This window comes from Alcanivorax sp. (genome assembly GCF_017794965.1).
Lineage (GTDB): Bacteria > Pseudomonadota > Gammaproteobacteria > Pseudomonadales > Alcanivoracaceae > Alcanivorax.
The window spans coordinates 2,170,902-2,195,419 of sequence record NZ_CP051240.1; the positions used below are offsets into that span (position 1 = coordinate 2,170,902).

Annotated in this window: 17 protein-coding genes and 1 tRNA gene; 5 read left to right on the top strand and 13 right to left on the bottom strand. The window is 56.9% G+C overall.

Going from position 1 to position 24,518, the window contains the following annotated elements:
- Nucleotides 1-112: 112 nt before the first annotated feature.
- Nucleotides 113-3,610 carry a chromosome segregation protein SMC gene (smc, locus tag HF945_RS09660; protein ID WP_290522405.1) on the bottom strand — a complete coding sequence of 1,166 codons (3,498 nt, stop codon included), beginning with the start codon at nucleotides 3,608-3,610 and terminating at the stop codon, nucleotides 113-115.
- A gap of 529 nt (nucleotides 3,611-4,139) precedes the next feature.
- On the opposite strand from smc, the gene cysZ reads away from it, so the two are divergent.
- Nucleotides 4,140-4,919 (top strand): sulfate transporter CysZ, encoded by a 780-nt coding sequence (gene cysZ / locus HF945_RS09665; RefSeq protein WP_290522406.1) that lies wholly within the window; start codon nucleotides 4,140-4,142, stop codon nucleotides 4,917-4,919.
- Nucleotides 4,920-5,188: 269 nt separating this feature from the next.
- On the opposite strand, the gene uvrB is transcribed toward cysZ, so the two are convergent.
- The gene (gene uvrB / locus HF945_RS09670; protein ID WP_290522407.1) at nucleotides 5,189-7,207 is read right to left on the bottom strand and encodes an excinuclease ABC subunit UvrB; all 2,019 of its coding nucleotides are present in this window, start codon (nucleotides 7,205-7,207) and stop codon (nucleotides 5,189-5,191) included.
- Nucleotides 7,208-8,621: 1,414 nt separating this feature from the next.
- Here uvrB and HF945_RS09675 point away from each other — a divergent pair.
- From HF945_RS09675 to HF945_RS09690, 4 genes are all read left to right on the top strand, one after another.
- The gene (locus tag HF945_RS09675; protein WP_290522408.1) at nucleotides 8,622-9,812 is read left to right on the top strand and encodes a pyridoxal phosphate-dependent aminotransferase; all 1,191 of its coding nucleotides are present in this window, start codon (nucleotides 8,622-8,624) and stop codon (nucleotides 9,810-9,812) included.
- A gap of 68 nt (nucleotides 9,813-9,880) precedes the next feature.
- Nucleotides 9,881-9,956 (top strand) — tRNA-Asn (locus HF945_RS09680).
- Nucleotides 9,957-10,284: 328 nt separating this feature from the next.
- Nucleotides 10,285-11,571, top strand: coding sequence for an exopolysaccharide biosynthesis polyprenyl glycosylphosphotransferase (locus HF945_RS09685; RefSeq protein WP_290522409.1), 1,287 nt, complete (start codon nucleotides 10,285-10,287; stop codon nucleotides 11,569-11,571).
- 89 nt (nucleotides 11,572-11,660) lie between these two features.
- Nucleotides 11,661-12,479, top strand: coding sequence for a glycosyltransferase (locus HF945_RS09690; protein WP_290522410.1), 819 nt, complete (start codon nucleotides 11,661-11,663; stop codon nucleotides 12,477-12,479).
- Nucleotides 12,480-12,531: 52 nt separating this feature from the next.
- On the opposite strand, the gene HF945_RS09695 is transcribed toward HF945_RS09690, so the two are convergent.
- The 11 genes from HF945_RS09695 to HF945_RS09745 all read right to left on the bottom strand — a co-directional run bounded on the left by HF945_RS09695 (nucleotide 12,532) and on the right by HF945_RS09745 (nucleotide 24,433).
- Nucleotides 12,532-13,392 carry a hypothetical protein gene (locus HF945_RS09695; protein WP_290522411.1) on the bottom strand — a complete coding sequence of 287 codons (861 nt, stop codon included), beginning with the start codon at nucleotides 13,390-13,392 and terminating at the stop codon, nucleotides 12,532-12,534.
- Entirely contained in the window at nucleotides 13,389-14,126 is a 738-nt protein-coding gene (locus tag HF945_RS09700; RefSeq protein WP_290522412.1) for a glycosyltransferase, read from the bottom strand. The genes HF945_RS09695 and HF945_RS09700 overlap by 4 nt, the downstream gene beginning before the upstream one ends.
- 178 nt (nucleotides 14,127-14,304) lie before the next feature.
- Nucleotides 14,305-15,315 (bottom strand): UDP-glucose 4-epimerase GalE, encoded by a 1,011-nt coding sequence (gene galE, locus HF945_RS09705; RefSeq protein ID WP_290522413.1) that lies wholly within the window; start codon nucleotides 15,313-15,315, stop codon nucleotides 14,305-14,307.
- 125 nt (nucleotides 15,316-15,440) lie between these two features.
- A complete protein-coding gene (locus HF945_RS09710) occupies nucleotides 15,441-16,814 on the bottom strand; it encodes a phosphomannomutase/phosphoglucomutase (RefSeq protein ID WP_290522414.1) in 1,374 nt (457 codons plus the stop codon).
- Between the two features lie 765 nt (nucleotides 16,815-17,579).
- On the bottom strand, nucleotides 17,580-18,029 hold the full coding sequence (locus HF945_RS09715) for a transposase (protein WP_290522415.1): 450 nt from the start codon (nucleotides 18,027-18,029) through the stop codon (nucleotides 17,580-17,582).
- A 206-nt stretch (nucleotides 18,030-18,235) separates the two neighbouring features.
- Complete coding sequence (gene pgi / locus HF945_RS09720; RefSeq protein WP_290522416.1) at nucleotides 18,236-19,876, bottom strand: glucose-6-phosphate isomerase; 1,641 nt, start codon at nucleotides 19,874-19,876, stop codon at nucleotides 18,236-18,238.
- Nucleotides 19,877-19,878: 2 nt separating this feature from the next.
- Nucleotides 19,879-21,156 (bottom strand): nucleotide sugar dehydrogenase, encoded by a 1,278-nt coding sequence (locus HF945_RS09725; protein WP_290522417.1) that lies wholly within the window; start codon nucleotides 21,154-21,156, stop codon nucleotides 19,879-19,881.
- 498 nt (nucleotides 21,157-21,654) lie between these two features.
- Nucleotides 21,655-22,548: a UTP--glucose-1-phosphate uridylyltransferase GalU gene (gene galU, locus HF945_RS09730; RefSeq protein WP_290522418.1), complete on the bottom strand. Its 894-nt coding sequence runs from the start codon at nucleotides 22,546-22,548 to the stop codon at nucleotides 21,655-21,657.
- On the bottom strand, nucleotides 22,541-22,909 hold the full coding sequence (locus tag HF945_RS09735) for a VanZ family protein (RefSeq protein WP_290522419.1): 369 nt from the start codon (nucleotides 22,907-22,909) through the stop codon (nucleotides 22,541-22,543). Before HF945_RS09735 ends, galU begins: the two co-directional genes overlap by 8 nt.
- A 494-nt stretch (nucleotides 22,910-23,403) precedes the next feature.
- Nucleotides 23,404-24,021 carry an adenylyl-sulfate kinase gene (cysC, locus tag HF945_RS09740; protein WP_290522420.1) on the bottom strand — a complete coding sequence of 206 codons (618 nt, stop codon included), beginning with the start codon at nucleotides 24,019-24,021 and terminating at the stop codon, nucleotides 23,404-23,406.
- Between the two features lie 52 nt (nucleotides 24,022-24,073).
- Nucleotides 24,074-24,433, bottom strand: coding sequence for a four helix bundle protein (locus tag HF945_RS09745; protein WP_290522421.1), 360 nt, complete (start codon nucleotides 24,431-24,433; stop codon nucleotides 24,074-24,076).
- Between the last annotated feature and the right edge of the window lie 85 nt (nucleotides 24,434-24,518).

Genomic DNA, 24,518 nt, shown 5'->3' on the forward strand with positions numbered 1-24,518 from the left:
ACTCTCTACCTCTACCCTCTCCCCCGGCTCCACTCCCGCCAGCGAGAGGAGAGCAATCCTGCACAGGGGCAGGATCGGGGGCAATTCAGGGACGCCCACTCCAGAGCATCAATTACATTGCCGCCATTTCGGCCGCTTCTTCCACATCCACCGCCACCAGGCGGGATACGCCCGGCTCATGCATGGTGACCCCCATCAGGGTAGCAGCCATCTCCATCGCAATCTTGTTATGTGTGATGTAGATAAACTGCACTTTTGCAGACATTTCCGACACCAGGTTACAGAAACGGCCCACATTGGCGTCATCCAGCGGCGCATCTACCTCATCCAGCAAACAGAACGGCGCCGGATTGAGCTGGAAGATACTGAATACCAGCGACAGGGCCGTGAGCGCCTTTTCCCCACCGGACAGCAGGTGGATGGTGCTGTTTCGCTTGCCCGGGGGCCGCGCCATGATGGCCACCCCGGTATCCAGCAAGTCTTCCCCGGTAAGCTCCAGGTAGGCATGGCCCCCGCCAAATACTTTCGGGAACAGCTCCTGCAACCCGCGGTTGATGCGGTCGAAGTACTCCTTGAAGCGCGACCGGGTTTCCCGGTCGATCTTGCGGATAGCATTTTCCAGCGTCTTCAGCGCGTCTTCCAGATCATCGTTCTGACTGTCCAGATAGGTCTTGCGTTCCGACTGCTGCTCATATTCGTCAATGGCCGCCAGGTTGATCTGGCCAAGGCGGGAAATGCGCTGGCCAATCAGGTCCATTTCCTGGGCCCATTCCTGCTCGTTGGCCTCTTCCGGGAGGTTGTCGAGAATGGTCTTGAGATCGAAATTCTGCTCGGACAGCTGTTCCGCCACGGTCTGACGACGGGTGCTCAGGTCCTGCCACTGCATCCGCTTCTGATCCATGGTGCTGCGGATTTCCTGGGCCTGCCGCTCAAACTGGCCACGCTGCCCCTCCAGATTACGCATCTCATGATCCACCGCTTCCAGCTCACGGCGGGCCTCGGTGAGCTTGTGCTCCGCTTCCAGCCGCACTTCCAGCTTTTCTTCCAGCTGCATCTGCAGTTCGGCGCCGGGCTCGTCACCTTCCCGGGTCTGCTCTTCCAGCAGCGCCTTGCGCTCAGCCATGGCCTGCACCTGAGCTTCCAGGCGTGACAGGTTCTGGCGCAGGGAATCTGCCTGGGTCTTGGCGCCCTGCACTTCCATGGCGATCTGGTGTGACTGGTCACGGTCGTGACGGGCCTTCTGACGGGACTCGTCCAGCCGCAGCCGCAGCTCGTCACGGCGGGACAACAAGCCCTCACGCTGCCCGCTGTCGGCTTCCATGAGGTCCAGCGCTTCCGCCAGCACCGCACGGGCTTCCTTCATCTGTTCCTGTTCCTGCTCGAGCTGCTCCTGGGTCTCTTCCATTTCACGACCCAGACGCTCACGGCGCATGGTGATCTGCTCCAGACGCACCTGACGGGCACTCACCTGGGCATTGATCTCGCCCAGATCCCGGTTCAGACGGGCCGCCTGACGCTGCACCTCCTCACGCTCTTCCTCCAGCTCACCAATCTGCTCACGGGTGCTTTCCAGCTGCTCCTTGAGCTCATCCACGGTGACCTGCAGGGTTTCAATCTCGTCTTCCAGGCTTTCCAGCTCACGGCGGCGCTCAAGAATACCGGCTTCCTGGTCTTCCTCTTTGGCGACCTTGAGCCAGTCCGGCCCCAGCCAGATGCCGTCCCGGGTGACCACGGACTCGTGGGCCGCCAGCTGGCCGCGCAGGGTCAGGGCCGCATCCAGGTTTTCCGCCACATAGACACCGGCCAGCAGGCCTTCCGGCACCTGACCGTCCACCTTGTCGCGCAACAGGTCGCCCACACTGCCCTCGCCCTTTACGGACGCCGGGCCGACCAGTGCCAACCGGCCGTGATCCAGGTCCTCCAGCCAGCCGCTGACCTGATCCAGGCCGCTCAGCGCCACCGCCTGAATGGCATCACCCAGCACCGCTTCCAGGGCCTTTTCCCAGCCCTCGGCCACCTGCACCTGATCGGCCAGACGCGGTTCGTCATCCAGCTCATGGCGGTTGAGCCAGTCGCTGACCGCACCATCATCGCCCATGGCCGCTTTCTGCAGGGCTTCCAGCGAGGTGCGGCGGCCCTTCAGGGTCTGCAGCTTCTCGCGGGCCTCTTCCAACTGACGGCCACGGTCGCCGTTTTCCCGGCGCATCTGGTTGATTTCTTCCTGCAGGGATTCGCTGCGCAGTTCGCTTTCTTCGGTCTGCGCGCGGAACTGCTCCACCTGCTCTTCCAGCTGGCGCATTTCCTGGGCCAGCGGGCCAGCGTCCAGTGACTCCTGCTCTTTCTTCAGGCGCCCGATCCGGTCGTTCAGGCGCTCCTGGGATTTCTCCAGATGCTGGATGCGGGACTGTTCCACCTCGGCCTGACGGCGGGACTCGCCGGACTTGCCGTTGAACTCTTCCCACTCCTGCTGCCAGGCCTGCATGGCCTCTTCCGCCAGCGCCAACGCTTCGTTGGAGGCTTCCTGCTGTTCGCTGATCATTTCCAGTTCCGGCTCACGCTCGGCCAGAATGGCGTCCAGCTCGGCCACCTTCTCGGTGTCCATCTTCAGGTGTTCGTCGGATTCACGGAAGCTGGCGTTGATCTGGTCCAGCTCCTCATATAGCTGCTGCTTGCGCTCGCGCTGGTTCTGGATGTTCTGCTCAAGACGGGCCACTTCCGCGCCCAGGGCATAGAAGTGCTGCTGTACCTCGTTGAAGCGCTCCTGCACCTCATGGTGCCGCTCACGCAGGCGCTCCACTTCCGCATCCACATGGCGCTGCTCCGCCACCTTGGCTTCCATGGAGACGTCCAGCTCACCGATCACGTGATCCAGCTGCTTCACCTGGGTGTCCAGCCCTTTCCAGCGCAGGGCCTTGAGCTGCGCCCCTTTCAGGCGTTCTTCTTCCTTCAGCTGCTTGTACTTCTCGGCCGCGCTGGCCTGGCGGCTCAGGCGCTCCAGCTGACGGCCCAGTTCGTCCCGGATGTCGGTGAGACGCTCCAGGTTTTCCCGGGTACGGCGGATCCGGTTCTCGGTCTCACGGCGACGGGCCTTGTACTTGGAAATGCCCGCGGCTTCTTCGATGTAGACCCGCAGCTCTTCCGGCTTGGCCTCGATCAGGCGGGAAATCATCCCCTGCTCGATGATCGCGTAGCTGCGCGGGCCCAGACCGGTACCCAGGAAGATGTCGGCAATGTCCTTGCGGCGACACTTGGTGCCGTTCAGGAAGTAGTTGGACTGGCCATCCCGGGTGACCTGACGCTTAACTGAAATCTCGTTGAACTTGCCGTATTCCCCGGTGACGGTGGCATCGGAATTGTCGAACACCAGCTCGATGGAGGCCTGGGCCACCGGTTTGCGGGCGTTGGAACCATTGAAAATCACGTCCGCCATGGACTCACCACGCAGGTGCTTGGCGGAGGATTCGCCCATCACCCAGCGCACCGCATCAATGATATTGGACTTCCCACACCCGTTAGGCCCCACCACAGCGGTGAGATTCTCCGGGAAATTGGTGGTGGTAGGGTCCACAAAGGATTTGAACCCGGCCAGTTTTATGGATTTCAGTCGCATAGTGTCTGCTTAAACTCGGGCCAGCAGGCCAAAAATTGGGCGAAATCAATCACTTTCGCCGCCCCCTGAAACGATGATCACGCACCGCGGGCATTAAAAGGGGTAAGTCTAGCGACAACCGCCGGTGAATTCATCAGGCGAGATACCGATAAGGGCCGCTACAGGCTTCACGCAGCACGCAACATGCCAAAAACCCGTGCCGGTTTTACCGGATTTGATGATTTCTGGATCAAACCCCGCCTTAACAGTCCCCTCCGGTTTTGTGGGAGCGGTGGTTCCACCGCGAAGGCGCAGAAGCGACTCACGAAAACACCGATGGCTGGCTTTCGGGGTTCGAAACTCGCTCCTCGTAACTCGTAACCTTCTTTTTACTCGCCAAGGCTCGGATCGCTTGCAGGCAAGCTCCCACAGCGCACCACCCTGTGCAGCGCGGAGCCCGACAGGTACCATTCCCCCCAACCTGTCTTCGCTTCCCTGCGTGTTGCATGATGCGTGCCGCGTGAAGCGTCTCTTTTTACAAGGATTGAACGTGTCCCAGATCGCCGATGCCATCAGCTACCTGAAACGCAGCCTGACCCTGGCCCGCAGCAAGGAATTGCGCCCCTACGTCATCATTCCGTTGATCTTCAACATCGTGGTATTCGGGGGCCTGTACTGGGCCAGCGGCAGCTGGATCAGTGGCTGGATCGCCGCCTCCACCGCCGACTGGGCCTTCAGCGGGTTCTGGAGCTTCCTCAATGGTGCCCTGGAATTCGTGCTCGATGCGGCCATCATCCTGGTCTGGATCCTGTTGCTGGCCCTGTTCGCCAGCATCTTCTCCATCGGCGTACAGCTGATCGCCGCGCCCTTCATGGGCTTCCTGGCGGAGAAAGTGGATTTTCAGGTCACCGGCCACCCCATGCCCGAAGAATCCATCCCCGCCATGATCGTGCGCACCTTCAAGCGGGAACTGCGCAAGACCTGGTACTGGCTGTGGCGGGCTCTGCTGGTGCTGTTCGTGGTGGGGGTGATCTACTTCATCCCGGTGATCAACGTATTTGCCTCCGCCATCTGGTTCCTCTGGTCCGGCTGGCTACTGGGCATGCAGTACATCGATTTCGGCGCGGACAACCGCCAGGTACCCTTTGAAGTCATGCTCCAGCGCCTGCAACAGAAACGCTGGCTGGTCCTCACCTTCGGCGCCATCGTCATGGCCCTCACCATGATCCCGCTGGTGAACCTGTTCATCATGCCGGTGGCGGTGATTGCGGGGACGTTGATTTGGGTGGAGCAACTCAGTGACAGTGAACAAGGAACAGTTAACAGTTAACAGCGGCGCGAGCCGCGCTTGCATTGGTCTTCAAGCAAAGAGGCCGCGCCCAACCTTTGGGCGCGGCCTCTTACGTTTAAGCGTTGCTGTAGGAGCGCCGCTTGAGGCGCGAACCTTGCGCAGCAAGGTATCGTCCACAGGACGATCAGGAATATCCGCAACACCCAAATCTTCGTTGAAAGGATCGAGGGCAATCCGCAACCGTCTTTCCTCGCCAGGGCTCGGATTCGCGCCTCAAGCGGCGCTCCTACAGCGGCGTAGTAGAGAGGTTAACGCATAAAGCCCAGCTCTCTGAGCTGATGAATCTTGTCCCTCGTCGCCGCCGCGTCCTCGAACTCCAGGTTCTTGGCGTGCTCCATCATCTTCGCTTCCAGTTTCTCGATTTCCTTGGCCAGCTGGGCCGGGGACATGGTTTCGTAGGGTGAGGCGTCCTCGGCCACCTTTTTCTGTTTGCCCTTGCCCGCCTTGCGGTCGAACTGGCTGCCGCCGCTGTCATCCATGATATCGCGGACCTTCTTGTTGAGGGCCTGCGGGGTGATGCCGTGTTCCTTGTTGAAGGCTTCCTGCTTCTCACGGCGGCGGTTGGTTTCCTCGATGGCCCGCTCCATGGAACCGGTCATCTTGTCGGCATAGAGAATCGCCCGGCCATTCACGTTCCGGGCGGCCCGGCCAATAGTCTGGATCAGGGATCGCTCGGCACGCAGGAAACCTTCCTTGTCCGCATCCAGAATGGCCACCAGCGCCACTTCCGGCATATCCAGGCCCTCACGGAGCAAGTTGATGCCCACCAGCACATCAAACTTGCCCAGCCGCAGGTCGCGGATGATCTCCACCCGTTCCACCGTATCGATGTCGGAATGCAGGTAGCGCACCGCAATGCCATGCTCGCCCAAGTACTCGGTGAGATCCTCCGCCATGCGCTTGGTCAGCGTGGTCACCAACACCCGCTCGCCCTTCTCGATGGCTTCCTTTGCCTCCCCCAACAGATCGTCCACCTGGGTGCCGGCCGGGCGAATCTCGATCTGCGGATCCACCAGCCCGGTGGGCCTCACCACCTGCTCCACCACCTGCCCGGCGTATTTTTCTTCATAGGGTCCGGGCGTGGCGGACACAAATACCATCTGCGGCGCCAACCGCTCCCACTCTTCAAACTTGAGCGGGCGGTTGTCCATGGCGGAGGGCAAGCGGAAACCGAAGTTCACCAAGGTTTCCTTACGGGAGCGGTCGCCCTTGTACATGGCACCCAGCTGGGGAATAGTCACGTGGGACTCGTCCGCAATCAGCAGGGCGTTCTCAGGCAGGTAATCGAACAGGGTCGGCGGCGCTTCGCCGGGGGCGCGGCCGGAAAACAGCCGGGAATAGTTTTCCACCCCGTTGCAGTAACCCAGCTCCTGCAGCATCTCGATATCAAACCGGGTGCGCTGCTCCAGTCGCTGAGCCTCCACCAGCTTGTTCTGCTCCTTCAGCTCCTTGAGGCGCTCGTCCAGCTCTTCCTTGATCATGTCGATGGCTTTCAACACCACCTCACGGGGCGTCACATAGTGGCTTTTCGGGTAAATGGTGATGCGGCTGACCCGCTTGATCACCTCACCGGTGAGCGGATCGAAGATGCTGATGGACTCCACCTCGTCATCGAACAGCTCGATGCGCACCGCTTCTTTCTCTTCTTCCGCCGGGAAGATATCGATCACATCCCCGCGTACCCGGTAGGTGGCACGGCGGAAATCCATCTCGTTGCGGGTGTATTGCAGCTCCGCCAGACGACGCAGCAGATCACGCTGATCAATGCTGTCGCCCCGCACCAGATGCAGCACCATGGCGTGGTAACTGGCCGGATCACCCAGACCATAAATGGCCGACACCGTGGCCACGATGATGGTGTCCTGGCGCTCCAGAATCGCCTTGGTAGCGGACAGCCGCATCTGTTCGATCTGCTCGTTCACCGAGGCATCTTTCTCGATAAAGGTGTCCGAGCTCGGCACATAGGCTTCCGGCTGGTAGTAGTCGTAATAGGAAACGAAGTACTCCACCGCATTCTCCGGGAAGAACTCCTTGAACTCCCCGTACAGCTGCGCAGCCAGCGTCTTGTTGGGCGCCATGATAATGGTGGGTCGCCCGGTCTCCTGGATCACGTTGGCCATGGTGAAAGTCTTGCCAGAACCGGTTACCCCCAGCAGGGTCTGGTGCCCCAGACCATCATTGATACCCTCAATCAACTGGGCAATGGCCGTGGGCTGATCACCGGCCGGCTGATAATCGGAATGGAGTTTGAACAGGCTTTCAGACATGGACACATCCTGATGGCGGCCTACCTTGTCAGGCAGGCAGCAAAATCACGGTTTCAAAATCGGCACCTAGTGTAGCAGAGCCGGCATGGCAAAGGCGTGAATTACCCTTACCTCGCTTGGGCTCGGATCGCCTGCAGGCAGGCTCCTACAGCAGGCCCAGATCCCACTGTAGGAGTCCCACTCGAGGGACGAACCGCGCGCAGCGACCGAAGGGAGAGGGTTCAAGTTAGCGGGCAACGGCGCAGAAGCGAATTTCGAGTCACGCGCTGCGAAAGGCAAACACCGCCAGTGACAGGTTTTGGGGGTTCGAAACTCGCTTCTCGGCACCCGCAACGGCTTTTCCTCGCTTAGGCTCGGATCGCGGTCGAACGACCGCTCCTACAGCGGCTTCGTAGAAATGCAGGAGCTCGGGAACTTTCCAAGGTTTTCTATCCAATCAAGCGTAGCTAGTAGCTCGTCAAAGGCATAATTAAGGACATATATGCATATCCCTGCTCGCTTCAAGCGCTCAGCCATGAAAATGAACCAATGCCATCAGCACGGCATCTTCCCCGTTAGAGTGAGTCGAGGAACGCAGCCCTGTGACGGCGTAGAGCAAAAAACCTGTCTGAGCGGAGCGAGTCTTTTTTGCGTCCGTCACAGGGCGAGTACCGGAGTGTGCCTGCGGAGCAGGCCGAACGGAGTCGGGGTGGCCGGGAGTCCAGAGGGGGAGCCAGTTCCCCCTTTGGGCCCGTCCGGCGAGGACACGCACGTATCATGGTGCGATGACATATCAGCAGATACCGTGTCACCCAGGCGGGAACCTCCATCACCGCAGAATTCTCGCCTCACCGAGCGAAGCAAAGGAGTCTGGAACGTTCCGGCGAGAACACGCACGCGTCAAAGTCCGATGACATATCAACAGCCCGCTACATTGTAGCCAACCCACTCCGGGCAGGGCTGGTCCCAAAAGTCTGGGATTACCCACTGCTGTCCCACAGTTTCCTGAAGGTTCTGAGGAAGCGGAGGCGCTTTCTCTTGTGGGAGCTTGCTTGCAAGCGAATAGCCCTTGCCGCACCAACATTCGCCTGCAAGCAGGCTCCCACGAGACAGGCATCTGCTAGCGTCAAAATGCGGCGGCTTGCCTGCCTGACGGGTTCCGGACTTCGCTAAGTCAAACTGTGGGACAGCTGTCGGGGATTACCCATTCTGGTATGCCGCCAGGTTATAACAACCCAAAAAATCGCGGTGGAACCACCTCTCCCACAAAACAGCGCCCCTTCCCAGTCCCACCGTGGGAGCGGTCGTTGGACCGCGATACCCCCACCCACCCCACAGGAATTACGGGACATTCCCGCCCAAGTCCGGTAAAATGCACGCCCCTTTCTGCGCCAAAAGCGCAGCCTATACGACTCTTTAGACGAACGAGGAGTGCATGTCCGATATCAGCCTTTCCGACCGCGTACAACGCATCAAGCCGTCTCCCACCCTTGCCATCACCGCCAAAGCCGGCGAGCTGAGAGCGCAGGGCAAAGACATTATTGGGCTGGGCGCAGGTGAGCCGGATTTCGATACCCCGGAACACATCAAGCAAGCCGCCATCGAAGCGATCAATGCCGGCAAGACCAAGTACACCCCGGTGGACGGCACTCCCGGACTGAAAAAAGCCATTATCGACAAGTACAAGCGCGATAACGGCCTGGACTACGAAGCAGGCCAGATTCTGGTCTCCAGCGGTGGCAAGCAGTCCTTCTTCAACATGGCGCTGGCCCTGCTGAACGACGGCGACGAAGCCATCATTCCCGCTCCCTACTGGGTAAGTTACCCGGACATGGTGCTGGTCGCCGGCGGCGTGCCGAAGATCCTCGAAACCGACGTGAACAGCCGCTTCAAGATCACCCCTGAGCAGCTGGAAGCCGCGATCACCCCGAAAACCCGTCTGTTCGTGATCAACAGCCCGTCCAACCCGTCTGGCATGGCCTACACCATCGAAGAGCTGGCCGCCCTGGGTGAAGTGCTCAAGAAGCACCCGAACATCATCGTCGCCACCGACGACATGTACGAGCACATCCTGTGGACCGGCAAGCCGTTCGTGAACATCGTCAACGCCACCCCGGAGCTGTACGACCGCACCGTGGTGATGAATGGTGTCTCCAAGGCCTACTCCATGACTGGCTGGCGTATCGGCTACGCCGCTGGCCCGCAAAAGCTGATTGCGGCCATGAAAAAGGTGCAGTCCCAGTCCACCTCCAACCCGGCCTCCATCAGCCAGGCCGCCGCCGAAGCGGCGCTGGCAGGCGATCAGGGCTGCGTGGACGAGATGGTCAAGCACTTCAAAGAGCGTCACGACTACCTGACCGCGGCTCTGGATGCCCTGCCCGGCGTGAAATGCGCCCAGGGTGACGGCACCTTCTACGCCTTCCCGGACTTCTCCGAGGCCATCGCCAACATGGACGGCGTCGAAACCGACACCGACCTGGCCGCCCTCCTGCTGGAGACCGCAGAAGTGGCCCTGGTACCCGGTTCCGCCTTCGGCGCCCCCGGCTGCATGCGCCTGTCTTTTGCTGTCGGCATGGACACCCTGAAGGAAGCCGTAAGCCGAATTGAGAAAGCGCTGGCTAAATAATCGGCAAACGCACCACGGGGGTGTTGACGACCCCCGGGTGCGTCACTAATATACGCGCCTCAAGACATTCCGCCTTAGCTCAGTTGGTAGAGCAAATGACTGTTAATCATTGGGTCGCTGGTTCGAGCCCAGCAGGCGGAGCCAAATAAGAAAAGGGCTTATCCATCGGGTAAGCCCTTTTTCTTTGTCCAATGATTGGTCGCCCTGCGGTCGACTGTTAATCAAACGCAATAGTGGCGACACCGAAGGTGGGGCCAGATAGATAAAACTTCTACCTCAGCGAGCAAAACCTTCGCTTTAGAAGCGCCCCCCCTCAGGGACGCTCCACCCACTCTCCAACCTGACTTAAACGACTTGCCGTACCCATCGCTCAAAATTGTGGATAGCCTGTGACGTGGTAGAATCACATCCGGCCTAACAGTTACCCAACACGGAGACAGGCCTTGTCACTGCCCACCAAAATGAGCTGAGCATGCATCAGGATCCGATCACCCTATCCCCCTCACGCCACAACCGCTGGTATGAACGCTTGCTGTTAAACTCAGCGCTTGGCCACCTGATGGCACTGGCAAGCATAATCCTGGGCGCGCAGTTCATCAGTTATCAGGCCTGGGTACAAAACGATAACCAGGCGATCACGCTCGGCTTGCTGGGCATGACCTATCTGATCTGCGTCTATCTGGGCAAGAACATCTCAAAATTTGCCGGCGGGAAAGCCATGTCCCATATCTTGGGGACATGCCTGGTTTCTGTAGCACTGGTTATTGCCATCGTTCTACTGTTGAGGCTGGAATATGCCCGTAGCTCACTGGTGGTTGGCGTCGGCGTCCTGCTCAGCACCCAGGTGCTGGCAGTGGTAATTAACCGCCGTTTCAAAAATCTGAAACTGGCGTTTGTTCCTTCCGATAATATTGAGATTCTTCTGCCCCGCAACGCCAGAAACCTTGAATGTCGCCTCCTGCAGACCCCCGATCTTGGTGATAGCCGCTTTGACGGAATTGCGGTAGACATGGACGCAAAACTCACAGCGGAATGGATTCGCTTCATCAGTCACTGCAACATTTCAGGCATTCCGGTTTTCAACGCCCGAAAAGTAACCGAAACTCTGGACGGCAAGGTGAACCTTTCCAGCCTGCAGAGCACAGACCTTGCTAACCTCCAACCACAACCCGTGTACCTTGCCGCCAAGCGCGCATTCGACATAATGTTAACGCTGGTTATTGCTCCACTTTTACTACCTGCGTGCCTGCTAGTAGCCATCCTGATTCGGCTCGACTCACCAGGCCCTGCGATTTTCGTTCAGCACCGTATCGGCAAGGGAAACACCGTCTTTCGCATGTACAAATTTCGCTCCATGCGCCCCCAAAGCGATGACAACCACGGCCCACAATTTGCGGACCAGGACGCACACAGGATTACTCGCCTGGGAGCGTTTATACGCAAATTTCGTATCGATGAACTCCCTCAGTTCTTTAACGTAATAAAGGGCGACATGAGCCTTATAGGCCCACGCCCAGAGCAACCGGGTTTCGTGGAAAAGTTTGAGGAAGAGGTCCCCTACTACAGCTACCGACATATCGTACGCCCGGGCATTACTGGCTGGGCACAGGTAAACCATGGCTATGCCGCGGACACAGAAACTACCAGGGAAAAAGTCGAGCATGACTTTTACTATATCAAGAACCTTTCACCTGCTTTGGACTTCCTGGTAATCATTCGCACAATGAAAACCATAGCAACAGGATTTGGTGCGATGTAGTTCCACTAGACAGACAGTCCGCAATGTTTACTCATGGAGATCATTTCTCTCTCATTTCAGTCCTGTCAGCACATAACCCGGATTATTGAATGCAATCTGATTTTTGTTTCTCTGTATTGATGTCGCTCTACGCCAAAGAAAACCCAGTGTCGTTCAGGAACGCATTCAAATCCATTTATCACCAACAAACAACCAAGCCCAATCAGATTGTACTTGTTCTGGACGGCCCACTCACGCCCGAGCTTTATGCAGAGATAGAATCATTTCAGCAGCAACTTGGTTCTGTACTGACACGGGTAGAACTACCTATCAACAAAGGCTTAGCCCACGCACTCAACACTGGGCTTGAATATTGTCGCCATGAATGGGTATTCAGAATGGACACCGATGATCTTTCGCTAAAGACAAGATTTGAAAGTCAGGCTGGATTTCTCAAACAACACAGAGATGTGGATGTCCTGGGCGCACTTATTCAGGAGTTCGACCCCGACGACGAGAGCTACCAGGTAATCAGGAACGTACCGGAGCAACACGATGACATCGTCCAGTTTGCAAAATCACGAAACCCCATCAATCACCCTGTATCCTGCTTCAGAAAAGCTGCCGTTATTGATTTGGGAGGCTACCCTCCGGTTTATCCTGAAGACTACTTACTATGGGTGAAAATGATCCAGTCAGGCAAAAAGTTCCACAACCAACAAACCGTTTTGCTAAAAATGCGAACAGGAAGCGACTTTATAAAACGGCGGGGGAGAGGGTTTCTAAAAGGAGAAATCAACACCTATCGGCATATGCTAAATAGCGGATTCATATCACTCCCGGAATTCGTTAAGACCGTAGTGCTAAGGTCGGCGGTGAGGCTAGCACCGGCGTCATTAAAGGTTCTTGCATATCGTCATTTGCGATAGCCTAATCAAGAAATCGTCACAGGATATGCATCTTATGCAGGGGTCTAGTGGACTATTTTTTCAGAAAACCAGCCCCCCACAAGTAGAGGCGAAGCACCAAACAACGAACTCGATAACGGACGCCTTTTGAATATCTTTCAACCTTAATATCCTTATAGCCAAGATCTCCAGACTCAGAATAATACGCGCAACTTAACACTCTCGGCTCAACACTTACGCGCCTCACTCTCCAATAGCGCTTGAATATATCGAGCCTGTTAGATTCCTCCCCCTTGCTGGAGTACGAGTTGACATGATTGGCCCCAAGCACAGATTCAACCTGTGAAGCATCCTCCATAAGGGAACCAATCCTCTGGTAAATATCCCCATAGGGCAGCATATCAATCTTGATACGCCCCTGTTCCTTCAAAGCATGAAGCTTTTCAATGGACGCTGATTTTCTTTGATAAAAGTCATAGGGATCAAACAGAATCTTCGCGCCCTGATTGGAATAAACCTCCTTCAAGTGAGACTCATAGAGAGCCTCCACTTCCCGATTAGTAAATACAATGACGGGATCATATCTCGCTTTATTCTTCTCAAGAAAAGAGATAAGGCGCTCCAACCCCAAGGTGCTATTTGGATGAAGGAGATTTTCGGCCGACACCAGGACCGTCTTGATGCTTCTACCCTCCCGCTCAATGCGTTCGCATTCTGAATCAAGTTCTGCAAAAAAAATTGTCGGCGCAGCCACTACACCAGAGTGGCCAGACGTCGCCATCCCCTTGTGACTCTCCCATTCGTCATAGCCGGCCTCAGGAAACAATACGCCCAGCTCAATCAGTTCTTGACGCCCTCTTGCAGCAGATAATTGCAGAGAGGTACTTCCTGTTTTATGAAACCCAGCATGAATGACAATTCTGCGCTTGTTCATTTCTTCACAAGTCTCTTCAAGTGAATAATCGCAGCCCCCCACACGAAACCGGCAAAAGAAGAAAAAAAACGAGGCGGCGAATCGAATTTCAGGACCTCAAACTCGTCGCTGTCTACAAAGTACCAACCCTTATTCTGGAATAGCAGAGGCTCATAACCATGGTTCCTGCCAAAAACGTCAATAATCTTGAGTTTCACCACAGGTAACTGCTTATTGATTTTTCTTTCAATGATCTCTTTCTTGGCAGGAAGAAAAAGGTAATGAGCATCCATCTTCATCAAATAAGCCTGATTACCGTGAGAAAACGCAAACTCATAGAACTCCGACAATGGCGGAAAACCGGCATTCAAATCAGCAAGGTAATTCTCACCCGCTCTAGCGTATGTTACATCATGTTGCACATATTGAAATTTGACATCTGGAAAAGAATTCGCCACCGTTTCAAAAATTTCACGTGTTCGGTCTTCAGAGCCATTGTCTATGAGGACAATTTCCTTCGCGAAATAAGCAACAGACTCAAGTGAAAGCCTCAGATAAGCCCCCCCATTTTTGACCCGATAAATCACCGATATAGGCAAACGGTGGATTTCACTTTGATTTCGGAATTGGTCAATCTGCCTGTCAAATTCATCTCTAGTAAGGTTCACTTCCCCAACGGCGCGCAAATTCACATAACGTGAATAAAGCAATATCTTAATTATTTTTTTGAGGAAATGAGTGACCTTCTTCTTCATACTTTTGTACCAATACCAGCGCCAGAAGATTGACAGAGAATAACCTGTGACACTTTCTGCGTTTTTAATGAAATTGAGGAGTAGCTTGAATCAAATCAAGGAGTGTTCGGCTCATAATTGCATGATCAGAGCCAGGTTATATAGCCGCGGGGAGGGTCTGTCATTATTCTGGCACAGTTTAGAATCCGTTAGGGTTATTCTTCTGCCATCGCCAATGATCCATGCACATATCATTCAAATCACGAACCGCTTTCCATCCAAGTTTGTTGCGGGCCTCAATCGGGTCGGCATAACACACAGCCACATCACCGGGTCGACGCTGAACTATCTCGAAATTGACAGAGCAGCCAGAAGCCGATTCGAAAGCCTTCACCATATCCAACACAGAATAGCCATTTCCGGTCCCTAGATTTACCGTAATCAATCCGTTCGCCTTCGATAAAACATCAACCGCTCTGATATGACCCTCAGCAAGATCCATCACGTGGATATAATCACGGACTCCAGTGCCATCCGGTGTCGGGTAGTCCCCCCCGAACACACTTAGCTTGTCTCGCTTTCCAACAGCCACTTGGGCGATGTACGGCATCAGGTTATTAGGGATCCCCGAAGGATCTTCTCCGATTTCACCGCTTTCGTGCGCGCCAACAGGGTTGAAGTAACGAAGCAAGGCGATACGCCACTGCTGATCCGCCTGGTGCAGATCCCGGAGCATATCCTCAATATGGAGTTTGGTAGCCCCATATGGATTTGTTGCGCCAAGAGGGAAATCCTCCTTGATTGGTACAGAGGCCGGGTCGCCATAAACCGTAGCAGAGGAGCTGAAAACCAACTGTTTTACACCCGCTCGTTCCATGGCCTCAAGCAAACGGATAGTCCCCACCACATTGAAGTCATAATATCGCAGCGGCTGAGCCACCGACTCTCCCACCGCTTTCAAGCCGGCAAAATGAATCACAGAGGCAATCTCGTGGTTCCCAAACAACCGATTCAGACAATCAACGTCACGAATATCCCCGTTGATAAATGTCAGGCTTTTACCGGTCAGCTTCTGTACACGGCGCAAGCTCTCCTCACTGCTGTTACAGAGGTTATCCAGTACAACAACGTCGCACCCCGCCTCCAGGAGAAGCAGGACGGTGTGAGAACCGATATAGCCGGCACCGCCGGTGACAAGCACTTTTTTCATTGATGACATCCTGATCTACAGCTCATTCCTGGCCAGCTCAAACTTTAACGCAGGCGCTTGCCGGCAAGCGATTAACCATCCGTGTTTGGGAATTGGGTTTCGCCTGCAGGCAAGCTTCCACGGCATCAGCCCACCGCCGTCATCGCCCTGGCCACATTGTCCTCAAACAGGGTGCGGATTCGGCCCAGCGCCGCCTCGTTATCCGCCTCGAAGCGCAGCACCAGTTTCGGGGAGGTATTCGATGCCCGGCACAGGCCCCAGCCATCGGAGTAGTCCATACGAATGCCATCAATCACTCGGCGTTCGCCCTCACCAAAATCTGCCTGATTCTGCAGATACTCCACAATGGCAAACTTGTTTTCTTCGGTAACCTCGATATTGATCTCGGGAGTGGTGCACAGCGACGGGAAACGCCCGAACAGGGCATCCGCGTCTCCATCAGAGCGACTGATGATACCGAGGATACGGGCTGCCGCCACAAGGGCATCATCAAACCCATACCAGTCCTCCGCGAAGAAGATATGCCCGCTCATCTCGCCCGCCAACAAGGCACCGGTTTCTTTCATGCGCGCCTTGATCAGGGAGTGACCTGTCTGCCACATCTCCGGCTCGCCGCCAGCCCCACGGATCACATCAAACAGGGTACCGGTGCATTTCACGTCGAAGATCACCTTCGCACCGGGGTTGCGGCTCACCATATCCTCCGCCAAGGCCATCAGCAGAATATCCGGAAATACCACCTCGCCGGAGGGCGTCACCACCCCTACCCGATCGCCATCGCCATCAAAAGCCAGCCCAAGGTCCGCCTTTTCGGACTTCACTGCGGCAATCAGGTCCACCAGATTCTTCATATCGCCAGGATCCGGGTGATGATTGGGGAAGGTCCCATCCACCTCAGTGAACAGGGGCACCACCTCACAGCCCAGTGCCGCCAGTACCTGCGGGGCTTGCAGGCCAGTGATGCCGTTCCCGCAGTCCACCACCACCTTCAAGGATCTGGGAAGAGTGTGATTCTTGAGAAAGGCCTGCTGGTAGCTATCGAGAATCTCCTGCTCCCGGTAATCACCCTCGCCTTCGGCGAGATCGCCATTAATGATGCGTTCCCGCAGCGCCACGATACGCTCGCCGGACAGGGTCACGCCGTTGATCACAATCTTGAAGCCGTTGTAGTTGCCCGGGTTGTGGCTACCGGTGAGCATCACGCCGGAATTGAGACCTTCAATGTTGTAGGTGGCGTAATACAGCGTCGGCGTGGGCACCATCCCCACATTCACCACGTCACAGCCGGTCGCTCTGACCCCGTCACTCAACGCCTGCACCAGTGCCGGTCCAGACAAACGACCATCGCGCCCGATCGCTATCGCACTCTGCCCCTGTGCCAGCACCTCGGAGCCAATGGCCCGCCCCACCAGAAAAGCCGTTTCATCAGAAAGCGTATCGCCATAAATACCGCGAATGTCATAGGCACGAAAAATGGAGGCGGGAACGGGGTTACTCATTGGGGACTCATCCTGATAGTCAGCCAGATGCTAAAGGGGAAATCATACGTGAAAACAGGCGTAATCGCAGGTACCAGAGCGCAGAGGGATCGCGGTGGAACCACCGCTCCTACAAAAACACACCCAACTCCACCGTAGGAGCGGTCGTCCGACCGCGAAAAGCCTCACCAACCCTCAACCACCATCGCGGTGGAACCACCGCTCCTACAAAAACACACTCAACTCCACCGTAGGAGCGGTCGTCCGACCGCGAAAGCCTCGCCAACCCGCAACCTCATCGCGGTGGAACCACCGCTCCTACAAAAACACACCCAACCCCGCCGTAGGAGCGGTCGTTCGACCGCGAAAGCCTCGCCAACCCGCAACCTCATCGCGGTGGAACCACCGCTCCTACAAAAACACACCCACCCCCACGTAGGAGCGGTCGTTCGACCGCGAAAAGCCTCACCAACCCGCAACAACCATCGCGGTGGAACCACCGCTCCTACAAAAACACACCCAACCCCGCCGTAGGAGCGGTCGTTCGACCGCGAAAGCCTCGCCAACCCGCAACCACATCGCGGTGGAACCACCGCTCCTACAAAAACACACCCAACCCCGCCGTAGAAGCGGTCGTTCGACCGCGAAAGCCTCGCCAAGCCGCCACCACATCGCGATGGAACCACCGCTCCTACAAAAACACACCCAACTCCACCGTAGGAGCGGTCGTCCGACCGCGAAAAGCCTCACCAACCCGCAACAACCATCGCGGTGGAACCACCGCTCCTACAACCAAACGGCATCCCAGAAAGGGTAATCCCGGACACTCTCGACCAAACCTGCTCTCAGCGGGTTGGCCACGATATACCGGGCTGCAGGCAACACATCTCCTTCTCTGCGAATAGCCCGGTCATGAAAGCCCGGCTGCCAGATTGACTTACCCAATGCCCGGGCACTGTTATTCTTTGCCAAACGCACCACCGCAGACAGCTCCCGCTTGCCCCCCAGAGAAAACAGCCAATGCAGATGATCCGGCATCACCACAAAACAGAGATTACGAACCAGCTCCAGCTCATCCAGCCGGGATAACGTCTGACAAAGGGAACAACCCGCCTCGAAATCATCAAAATATCGGTAACGATCACGGGTGGTGGTGGTCACCAGATAGATCTGACCAGGAATCGAAACCCGGCCCTTCCTGAGGCGGGCATTACCGGGGGGATAAGGTAAAGTCATGCACAGGATAGTGGGACACAACCCGAAACGGAGCTATCAGCGGCTTGACATTGATTCTGTCAGCCATCGCCGATCGCGGCCGAACGACCGCTCCTACGGTGGAGGTGGGTGCGGCGCTGTAGGAGCGGTGGTTCCACCGCGAAAAGCCCCTGACCCTACCCGCCCAACATCGCGGTGGAACCACCGCTCCTACGGGTTATTGAGGCTCATTTCTGCTTTTCAGCCACGTGCCGGGCCAGCGCCAGAGAAGAGGCATCCAGCCCTTCAGCGCTGTCCGGGTCCGCCAGCACCGCAAGCATATCCGTAGCAATCACCTTGCCCATCTCCACGCCCCACTGATCAAAGGGATTAATCCCCCAGATCACCGCCTGTACGAACACCTTGTGCTCATACATGGCCAACAGGGCACCGAGCACACGCGGGCTCAGCGCTTCCAGCACCAATGTGGTGCTGGGCTGGTTGCCGTGATATCGCTTGTAAGAAGGCAGTGCCACTTTCGGATCCAGTGCCCGTTCGCCCAGCGCCAGCAGGCGCGACTGGGCCAGGCAATTGGCATTGGAAAGCGCATGCTGCGCCTCCAGCTCGGCCGCCGCCTCAGAATGCATGTCCTCGGTATAGCGCCGTGCAGTCATCAGGAATTCACAGGCAATAGGCTGGGTGCCCTGGTGCAACAGCTGAAAGAAGGCGTGCTGGGCATTGGGGCCCACTTCCCCCCAAATCACCGGGCAGGTGTCATAGTCCACCGGCTCGCCCGCCCGCGACACACTCTTGCCATTGGACTCCATCTCCAATTGCTCAAGATAGGCGGGAAGATGCTTCAGACGACCATCGTAAGGCAGTACCGCCCGGGCCCGAATATCCAGAAAGTTGATATTCCACACATCCACCAGCGCCAACATCACCGGCAGATTGTCCTGCCAGGGTTGCAAACGGCAGTGCTGATCCATGTCATGGGCCCCGGCCAGCAGCTCCCGAAATCCGTCCATGCCGACGGTCAGCGCAATAGGCAACCCGATGGCCGACCACAGCGAATAACGGCCGCCCACCCATTCCCAGAACTGCAGCTGATTGGTCGGCGTGATACCCCACGCCGACATGCGCTCGGCATTCGCCGAAATACCGATGAAATGACAACGCAACAGCGAGGCATCGTCATAATCCAGCCCCAACCCCCGTGCCAGCCACTGGCGGGCGGTTTTGGCATTATGCAGGGTGTCTACCGTGGTAAACGACTTGGAAGACACCAGAAACAGCGTGGTGCGAGGATTCAGCTCCTGCAGTACCTGAGAAACCTGGCTGCCGTCCATGGACGAGGCAAAATGAATCCGCGGGCGGGTCTGGCCTGCCGGCGGGAGGCTGGATTGCAGCGCAAACGCGGCCATCAAGGGCCCCAGGTCAGAGCCCCCCACCCCCACATTCACCACATCGGTAATGGCATCACCCAGCACGCCCCGCCAGTGGCCTTTGAGAATCCGCTCCACCATCCCTTCCATGGCATCCAGCTGCTCATGGACCTGCGGTGCCTGGTCGTCAGGCTCACGCAAACACCAGTGTTTGGCCGCCCGTCCTTCCGTGCAGTTCACTTCTGCACCGGTAAACAAGGCATCCAGCCAATGGCGCAGCTGACGCTCATCCGCCAGCTTCACCAGTAAGTCCCGGCTCTCGTCACTCATGCGCTGCTTGCTGAAATCCGCCAGCAGCCCGCAGGCATCCAGGCTGAAGCGCTCAAAGCGCGTCTGATCCGCCGCAAACCAGTCCGCCAGATGCCGTGATTTTTCCTGTCCGGCACGCTGTGCCAGTTGAGACCAGATCGTACTGATAGTGAGAACGTCCTGTTCCGGTACCATGTTTAGCGCCCTATTCCTCTATACACCAGCCCCTGTTCCCTGACAAAGGCAGGCTCATAAATATTGCGGCCATCCAGGATCAGCGGCTCGCGCATCACCCGCTTCAGTCGCTGCCAGTCCGGGCTCCAGTAGGGCTTCCACTCCGTGATCAGCATCAGCGCATCCGCGCCTTCTGCGGCTTCATAGGGGTCGTCACACAGGGTCAATGCACCCCGCCCCTGCGCCCACTGGCCAAGATCCGCCAGCGCCTTGGGATCATGGGCCGTCACCTTAACCCCCTGAGCCCACAAGGCCTCAATCACTTTCAGGGCCGGGGCATTGTCTACCCGGTGCGTCCCCGGCTTGAAAGCAACGCCCCAGAGTGCCACCTTCTTGCCCGCCACATTACCCTGATGAAACTGCCAGAACTTGCGGAACAGCACTTCCTTCTGGCGCTCGTTGGTCTGCAACACACGTTCCAGCAAGCCAGGCTCGGCGGCGCGTTCATTCAAGGCATCCACCAGCGCCAGCACGTTGCTGCTCAGGCCCGGGCCACCAAAACCACAGCCGGGGTACAGGTAAGCCTCACCAATACGCGGATCCGCGCCCATGGCCACCCGCACCACATCAATATCGACCCCCAGGGATTCAGACAGGCTGGCCATGTCATTCATGTAACTGATACGGGTTGCCAGAATCCCGCTGATCGCCAACTTGGCGAATTCAGCCTCACGCAGGCTCATTACCTGGATCACGTCCTTGCGACGATTAAAGGGGCGCAGCAGCTCACGCACCAGCGCCTCACCTTCGCCCTCTTCGCACCCCAGCAGAATGCTGTCCGGGCGGGTAAAGGTCTGGAAGGCGTTCCCTTCCTGGATCAAATCCGGCAACGCCACCAGCACCGCGCGGGCATCGATCTCTTTAACGATGTTGCGCAACAGCTCGGCGGAACCCACCGGTCCCACAGTCTGATTCACAATCACGCCACAGCCGGTGGAAGACGCCAGGCGCCGTACCAGCGCCTCTGCTACGCCCTGCTCACCAGGCTGCAAGGCCAGAAACACCGCATCCGGAATCTCCTGCGGTACATCCTCCCAGAACCCCGGCATCAAACGGCCGCTTTCCAGCTGGTCCGCAAAGAGACGATCCAGGCCCTGCTCCCGGAACAACGGCCGGCCATCCGCCAACCGCTCTCGAGACAGCGGCTCCACCACACACCAGTGCACCTGATGCCCCGTCTGGGCCAACGCCGTCGCCGTCACCTGGGCACACAAAGTGTCGCCATAAACCGTTATTTGCATAAAACCTCAGCTGTGAACTGCAAGCTGCAAGCTACAAGCTTCAAGCTGCAAGGAAAACCAAACCGGACTTCTGGCCCGGCATCACTATTCAATCACTGCATTTCTCGGATGAGGAGACCTGCGTATCACAAGGAACCCATGCGTGCTTGGCCATCTAGCCTTCCCCAGTAGGAGAGCCAACTTGTTGGCCGAATGGGGCCTGGACCATTCTGCAGTGGCAGCAGCAACCTGAAAGCCCTTCGGCCAACAAGTTGGCTTTATTCGCTGCGCTCCCCCCTTCGGGGCCGCACTGAGTCCGTTACTCCGCTGCGCTACTTTCCCAGACCTACAGGTCAAACAGCGTTTCTGGAATCCATACCTCGCTTAGGCTCGGATCGCTTGCAGGCAAGCTCCTACAGCGGCTTTCGTAGCTCCGTGAGACTCGGAACTTTTTGGATTTTCCCATCCAATCAAGCGTAGCTCGTGCTTGCCTTTGACTTCCCTTTCAACTTTAAACTTTCAACTTTCAACTGCTTTTCCGATTTCCGCCGCCATCATCGCTTTCGCCTGCTCGCCCAAATCGGGGTGTCGCGCGGCGAAGTGAAGAATCGCCTGCAGATAACCGGCCTTGTTGCCACAATCGAAAGTCTGCCCACGCATGGCATAGGCTTCCACTGGTGCGCGCTCCATCAGGGTGGCAATGGCATCAGTGAGCTGGATTTCGTTCCCCGCCCCGGGCGGGGTCTCAGCCAGAATGCCCATGATCTCTCCGGGCAGCACATAACGCCCCACCACAGAAAGGCGTGATGGTGCATCTTCAACCGCGGGCTTCTCGACCACCGCGGTCATGGGCGCACTCTCACCAGGGGGCGGCACGTCACCCTTCAGGGCCACAATACCGTATTGGTCCACACGCGCTTCCGGCACTTCCTCCACCATGATCTGGGCTGCACCACGGGCATGGTATTTCTCCACCATGACACCGAGATCCTCGTCCTGACCAGCACAGTCAACCAACACATCCGGCAACAGCACCGCAAAAGGCTCATCGCCGACCACGGGGGCGGCACAGGCCACCGCATGCCCCAGGCCCAGCGCCCGATGCTGACGTACAGAAATCACACTCACATCCGCGGGCAGAATATCGCGCACCTCGGCGAGCAGCGCATCCTTGCCCTTGGCTTCCAGCTGGTGCTCCAGCTCGAACTGGGTATCAAAGTAGTCTTCAATGGCCGTCTTGGCAGAATGGGAAACCAGAATAATGTCCTTGATCCCTGCCCTCACCGCTTCCTTCACGACATATTCAATGGCGGGCCGGTCCACAATGGGCAGCATTTCCTTGGGAATGGACTTGGACGCCGGCAACATACGCGAACCGAAGCCCGCCACCGGTAAAACCGCTTTTTTAACCATCACTCCCTCTTTTCAACAGCTGTTTACCCAGCCACAAAATTAACAGTCCAATAATCGTGCCAACCGCGTTGCCGGCCACGTCATTCCAGCTGGTTGAGCGATAGGGAATCCATAGCTGGGCCAGCTCAATCAGACCACCCAGCACCATCACCAGCGCAAAGGTCCATATGGCAGCCACCCCGTTCCAGCCTAGCAACAGGGCAATCAAGGCACAAAAGAACAGATGCGCGTACACATCAATCCCGCCCAGCGAAAGAGCCTTGCTGACCGTTTCCCTCATCTCACCCGGCAACATGGCACCACAGACAAACAACAGGGTGATGACAGACAACAGAGACATTCGCCAAACGCTATTCATCATTCACTTAACCGTTTTAACGCACGCCTCAACGCCCAAACCATACAACGCAGGCATACTCATCTATCCACGCAGGATTCAGTCCGTCAGTATACTGCCCTGCAGTCTCAACCAACACCGCCATACGCCACGCCAACCCCATCGCGGTAGAACCACCGCTCCTACAAAACACCAAGCCCCGGCTGCGGCTCATTGTGGGAGCGTGCTTGCACGCGAATAGCCAAAACCTTCGTCTGCAAGCAGACTCCCACAAAATGCCCCCCTAGACGGCCCCTCCCGCTTTGGCCTTTGATCTTCCTTGCAACTTGAAACTTGCCCCTGATCTTCCGCCTTTCCTTGCAGCTTGTAGCTCTCATACGCCTTTACCTAGAAGCTAGCCACCCCCATCGCGGTGGACGGCTGAGTCTCAGACCACAAAAAAAGCCGCCCCCGACACCGGGAGCGGCTTGGTTCTGGCTCCTCGCGTGTTGCGTGGAGCGTGCAGCCTGTTGCGTTACTTACACAATCGCGGCGATCAGCTGCTTCACACAGGCTTCGATATCATTCTCAGCGGTATTCACCACCACCTCCGGCTTTTCCGGGGCCTCGTAGGGGCTGTCGATACCGGTGAATTCCTTGATGATGCCCTGGCGCGCCTTCTGGTACAGACCCTTGGGATCACGCTTCTCGCACTCTTCCAGCGGCGCATCCACAAACACTTCCACGAACTCGCCGTCCTCAAACAGCTCACGGGCCGCATCGCGATCCGCACGGAAGGGGCTGATAAACGCCGTCACAACGATCAGGCCGGCATCGACCATCAGCTTGGCTACTTCGGATACACGACGAATGTTCTCGGTGCGGTCCTCGTCGCTCATGCCCAGGTTCTTGTTCAGGCCATGACGCACGTTATCGCCATCCAGCAGATAGGTGTGCTTACCCTGCTCGGTCAGCGCCACTTCCAGCGCATTCGCCAGGGTAGACTTGCCAGAGCCAGACAGCCCGGTCAGCCAGATACACTTCGGCTTCTGGTCCTTCACCTTGGCACGATCCGCCTTGGAGATATTGGACTCATGCCACACGACGTGGGCTTTGGATTCGTTGGCTTTTTCCTGGTAGGGAGACTTGTCAGACATGCGAGATTCCTTCAGTTGAAAGTTCAAAGTTGAAAGTTGAAAAGGACAACCCTCAACCCCGGGTTTCAGTGTGCTGAATACCTTTGATCATGGACGCCAGCATCTTTGAAAGCTGCTCAGACTCAGAGAGCCAGCGACCGGCTTTTTCCTCGGCTATATAGCCGATCTCCTGGCCTATGTAGATCTGCGTTCTCAACTCGCCCACAGACCCTTTCGCATAGCTCCAGAAGCGCGCTCTTTCCTTTGTGGAAAAGCGCTCAAATCCCTCTGCGATATTGCTAGGCACAGACAGGGCTGAACGGGTGATCTGATCCCGAAACCCAAAGTCCTTGTGCCCGTAAAAATACCGGTACATTTCTACACAAAGCGCAGATCCACGCTTCCATACATCCAGATTTTCAAATCGAAGCATCCATGCTCTCCTTGCGGTTGTTGTGCTTCATCCTTGAAGCACCTAATTGTTTTGCTCTTCCTTTCAACTTTGAACTTTAAACTTT

What these genes read in the sequence shown, in the direction of transcription:
- smc (WP_290522405.1), bottom strand. Translation starts at nt 3,610, where the DNA reads ATGCGACTGAAATCCATAAAACTGGCCGGGTTCAAATCCTTTGTGGAC.
- uvrB (WP_290522407.1), bottom strand. Translation starts at nt 7,207, where the DNA reads ATGTCTGAAAGCCTGTTCAAACTCCATTCCGATTATCAGCCGGCCGGT.
- HF945_RS09675 (WP_290522408.1), top strand. Translation starts at nt 8,622, where the DNA reads ATGTCCGATATCAGCCTTTCCGACCGCGTACAACGCATCAAGCCGTCT.
- HF945_RS09685 (WP_290522409.1), top strand. Translation starts at nt 10,285, where the DNA reads ATGCATCAGGATCCGATCACCCTATCCCCCTCACGCCACAACCGCTGG.
- HF945_RS09690 (WP_290522410.1), top strand. Translation starts at nt 11,661, where the DNA reads ATGCAATCTGATTTTTGTTTCTCTGTATTGATGTCGCTCTACGCCAAA.
- HF945_RS09695 (WP_290522411.1), bottom strand. Translation starts at nt 13,392, where the DNA reads ATGAACAAGCGCAGAATTGTCATTCATGCTGGGTTTCATAAAACAGGA.
- HF945_RS09700 (WP_290522412.1), bottom strand. Translation starts at nt 14,126, where the DNA reads ATGAAGAAGAAGGTCACTCATTTCCTCAAAAAAATAATTAAGATATTG.
- galE (WP_290522413.1), bottom strand. Translation starts at nt 15,315, where the DNA reads ATGAAAAAAGTGCTTGTCACCGGCGGTGCCGGCTATATCGGTTCTCAC.
- HF945_RS09710 (WP_290522414.1), bottom strand. Translation starts at nt 16,814, where the DNA reads ATGAGTAACCCCGTTCCCGCCTCCATTTTTCGTGCCTATGACATTCGC.
- HF945_RS09715 (WP_290522415.1), bottom strand. Translation starts at nt 18,029, where the DNA reads ATGACTTTACCTTATCCCCCCGGTAATGCCCGCCTCAGGAAGGGCCGG.
- pgi (WP_290522416.1), bottom strand. Translation starts at nt 19,876, where the DNA reads ATGGTACCGGAACAGGACGTTCTCACTATCAGTACGATCTGGTCTCAA.
- HF945_RS09725 (WP_290522417.1), bottom strand. Translation starts at nt 21,156, where the DNA reads ATGCAAATAACGGTTTATGGCGACACTTTGTGTGCCCAGGTGACGGCG.
- galU (WP_290522418.1), bottom strand. Translation starts at nt 22,548, where the DNA reads ATGGTTAAAAAAGCGGTTTTACCGGTGGCGGGCTTCGGTTCGCGTATG.
- HF945_RS09735 (WP_290522419.1), bottom strand. Translation starts at nt 22,909, where the DNA reads ATGATGAATAGCGTTTGGCGAATGTCTCTGTTGTCTGTCATCACCCTG.
- cysC (WP_290522420.1), bottom strand. Translation starts at nt 24,021, where the DNA reads ATGTCTGACAAGTCTCCCTACCAGGAAAAAGCCAACGAATCCAAAGCC.
- HF945_RS09745 (WP_290522421.1), bottom strand. Translation starts at nt 24,433, where the DNA reads ATGCTTCGATTTGAAAATCTGGATGTATGGAAGCGTGGATCTGCGCTT.